The 2,980-nt window shown below is 71.3% G+C and carries 4 protein-coding genes; all 4 read right to left on the bottom strand.

The window, feature by feature from the left end:
• Positions 1 to 1,338 (bottom strand): YifB family Mg chelatase-like AAA ATPase (locus ACVNF4_RS34445; RefSeq protein WP_461806799.1); only part of this gene is annotated, 1,338 nt, incomplete at its 3' end.
• 1 nt (position 1,339) lies between these two features.
• Positions 1,340 to 1,741 (bottom strand): YraN family protein, encoded by a 402-nt coding sequence (locus tag ACVNF4_RS34440; protein ID WP_461806798.1) that lies wholly within the window; start codon positions 1,739 to 1,741, stop codon positions 1,340 to 1,342.
• Positions 1,742 to 1,820: 79 nt separating this feature from the next.
• Entirely contained in the window at positions 1,821 to 2,129 is a 309-nt protein-coding gene (locus tag ACVNF4_RS34435; protein WP_010353840.1) for a DUF2469 domain-containing protein, read from the bottom strand.
• Between the two features lie 56 nt (positions 2,130 to 2,185).
• Positions 2,186 to 2,692: an NUDIX hydrolase gene (locus tag ACVNF4_RS34430; RefSeq protein ID WP_461806797.1), complete on the bottom strand. Its 507-nt coding sequence runs from the start codon at positions 2,690 to 2,692 to the stop codon at positions 2,186 to 2,188.
• Positions 2,693 to 2,980: the final 288 nt, after the last annotated feature.

Below are 2,980 nucleotides of genomic sequence, written 5' to 3'. Positions count from 1 at the left end.
GCGCTCCCGGGCGGCCAGCACCCGGGCGGCGACCGTCGCGGTGGACTCCCCGCCGGGGCCTCGGTGCGTCAGCTCGGCGCGGCTCACGGGGTCCACCTCGACCCTCAGGTCCACCCGGTCGAGGAGGGGACCGGAGAGCCGGGCCTGGTAGCGGCGGATCACCGAGGGCGGGCACTCGCACAGGGTGTCCCGCTGCGAGAACCGCCCACAGGGGCACGGGTTCGCCGCGAGGACCATCAGGAACCGCGCCGGGAACCGCACGACACCCGCGCTGCGGGCGATCACGACGTGCCCCGCCTCCAGCGGCTGACGGAGGGCGTCGAGCACGGTGCTGTTGAACTCCGGGGCCTCGTCCAGGAACAGCACACCCCTGTGCGCCAGCGACACCGCGCCGGGCCGGGCGATGCCGGGGCCACCGCCGACGAGCGCCTGCATGGTGGCCGAGTGGTGCGGCGCGCAGTACGGGGCCACGTCGACGAGCGGCTTGCCCGGTGGCAGCAGACCGGCCACCGAGTGGACGGCCGTCACCTCCAGGGACTCCTCCCGCCCGAGCGGAGGCAGCACGGCGGGCAGTCGTTCCGCCAGCATCGTCTTGCCTGCTCCGGGCGGGCCCTCAAGGAAAAGGTGGTGCCCGCCCGCCGCCGAGACCTCCACCGCCGTCCGCGCCGAGAGCTGGCCCACGACGTCGGCGAGGTCGTGCCCCTGGTCCTGCTGGGCGGCGCCCAGGCTGTGCATGCCGGTGGCCGCGCCCGTCCCGGGCATCCGCAGGCCCGCCAGCAGCGGATCGGGGCGCCCCGCCTCGTCCGGCTCCTCCTCGGGCACCGGCTCGTCGGCGAGGACCGCGACCAGCTGGCGCAGGCTGCGTACCCCGAGCACGGAGACCCCGGGGACCAGCGACGCCTCCGCCGCCGCGCACTCCGGGACGACGACCTGCTGGTACCCCGCCTCCGCGGCGGCCAGCACAGCGGGCAGGATGCCCCGCACCGGGCGCACCCGCCCGTCCAGGCCCAGCTCGCCGATCATCACGACGTCGGCCAGCACCCTCGGGTCGATCCGCTCCGCCGCGCCGAGCACCGCGCAGGCGATCGCGAGGTCGAAGCCGGAGCCCGCCTTGGGCACCGACGCCGGACTGAGCCCGACCGTGAGCTTCTTCTGCGGCCACTCGTCGCCCGAGTTGACGACCGCCGCCCGCACCCGGTCCTTGCTCTCCGTCAGGCTCTTGTCCGGCAACCCCACCAACGTGAACGCCGCCACCCCCGGCTCCAGATCCGCCTGGACCTCGACGACGACCCCCTCGACGCCGACGAGGGCCACGGAACACGTACGTGCGAACCCCATCTCAGGCCACCCCCCGCACGTGCTCGACGACGGCGGCGCCCCGGCGGGGCAGGAGGACGGCCACGACGTCGATGCGGACGCCGCCGGGCGGGGCGCCGCCGTGGGTGTGGAGCCAGTGTTCGGCGAGCCCGCGCAGACGGGCCGCCTTCCGGGGGGTCACGGCGGCCAGGGGGTGCTGGAAGGGCCCGTCCCGCCGTGTCTTCACCTCGCAGACGACGAGGACGTCCCCGTCCCGCGCCACGATGTCGATCTCACCGGCCCGGCCGGAGCGCCAGTTGCGCTCCAGGACCGTCATCCCGGCCTCGGCCAGCCGCCGGGCGGCCAGCTCCTCGCCGTACTCTCCGATTGCCTTGCGTGCCAGATCCGCGTTCATGTCGGCACCACCTCCGGCACCGACGATCACGCATCACGCCCACCCGGAGATCGCCCTGTGGACAACCCGCGGCCTGTGGAGAACCCCGTCACCCGGCCGAGTGACGCGGTCAGTTCCCCGGCAGCTCCAGATCGCTCTTGTTCAACTCCTCGATGTTCACGTCCTTGAACGTCAACACCCGAACCTGTTTCACGAACCGAGCTGGCCGGTACATGTCCCACACCCAGGCATCCGCCATGGACACCTCGAAGAACACCTCACCCTGAACCGAGTGCACCTGCATCTCGTAGTCGTTGGTGAGATAGAACCGCCGCTCGGTCTCGATCACGTACTTGAACAGACCGACGACGTCGCGGTACTCCCGATAGAGCTTCAGCTCCATCTCGGTCTCGTACTTTTCGAGGTCCTCGGCGCTCATGGCATGTTCCCCTTCAGCCGTGCGGTCCCACCATTGTGCGCCAGTCCCGCGCGCCCCTAGACGATTTCCGTGTCAAGGTTCACCGGGCCGGCCGGGGGCCCTTCGTCGAGCAGCCGGCGCAGCAGCTCGGCGAGTCTGGTCGGATACACCGTCTCATGCGCCCGGCCCAGTTCCTGACAGGTCCACCAACGCGCACCGGAGACGCTGCGGCGCTCCAGCTCGGTGAGGCCGGTGGCCCGGACCTCCGTAGTCGTCGTACGCGCCAGGTAATACCACTCGTCCTGGTCCCACCGCCGCCCGGCGAACGGAAAAGAACAGACCCTCCGCCACACCACAGGCCCGAGCCGCACATCAGTGATCCCGGTCTCCTCGACAAGCTCCCTCAACGCGGCCTCCTCCCGAGTCTCCCCCTCCTCCACACCCCCACCCGGCGTGAACCACCAGTCGTCCCCCACATCCCCCGGCTCATGCCCATGCAGCAACAAGATCCGATCCACCGGATCCAACAGCACAACCCGAGCAACCTTCCGCAACGGCCCCAAGCCAACCCCTTCTTCCAACACGGCTTACAAACCTCCACAAACGCCGGTTGAGTGCCCACCCACTCAGCCACCCGCTCCGGCCACCGGCCGCGAAGGAGCCGAAGGGGCGCGTCGGTGTCGAGGACACGATCGCGCGGAGGCCCGAAGGGCTGAGCACGTTCGTGTCCTCGACACCGACATAGGCGCCCCGCAGGCGAGAGAGCAAATGTCACGCGCCCGCCAACCCTCCAGCCAACGCCCACAAAAACCCAAACCCCTCAACGCAGCCCCCCTCACCCCCCACCCCCCACCGCCCCCCGCCCCAGCCTT

The sequence above is a fragment of the Streptomyces sp. S6 genome, assembly GCF_054880855.1.
The sequence above is the reverse complement of the archived record's forward strand: the minus strand, read 5'-3'. Positions and strand labels throughout refer to the sequence as shown.

Excerpts from the sequence above, each read along its gene's own strand:
- ACVNF4_RS34435 (WP_010353840.1), bottom strand. The coding sequence starts at position 2,129 with ATGAGCGCCGAGGACCTCGAAAAGTACGAGACCGAGATGGAGCTGAAG.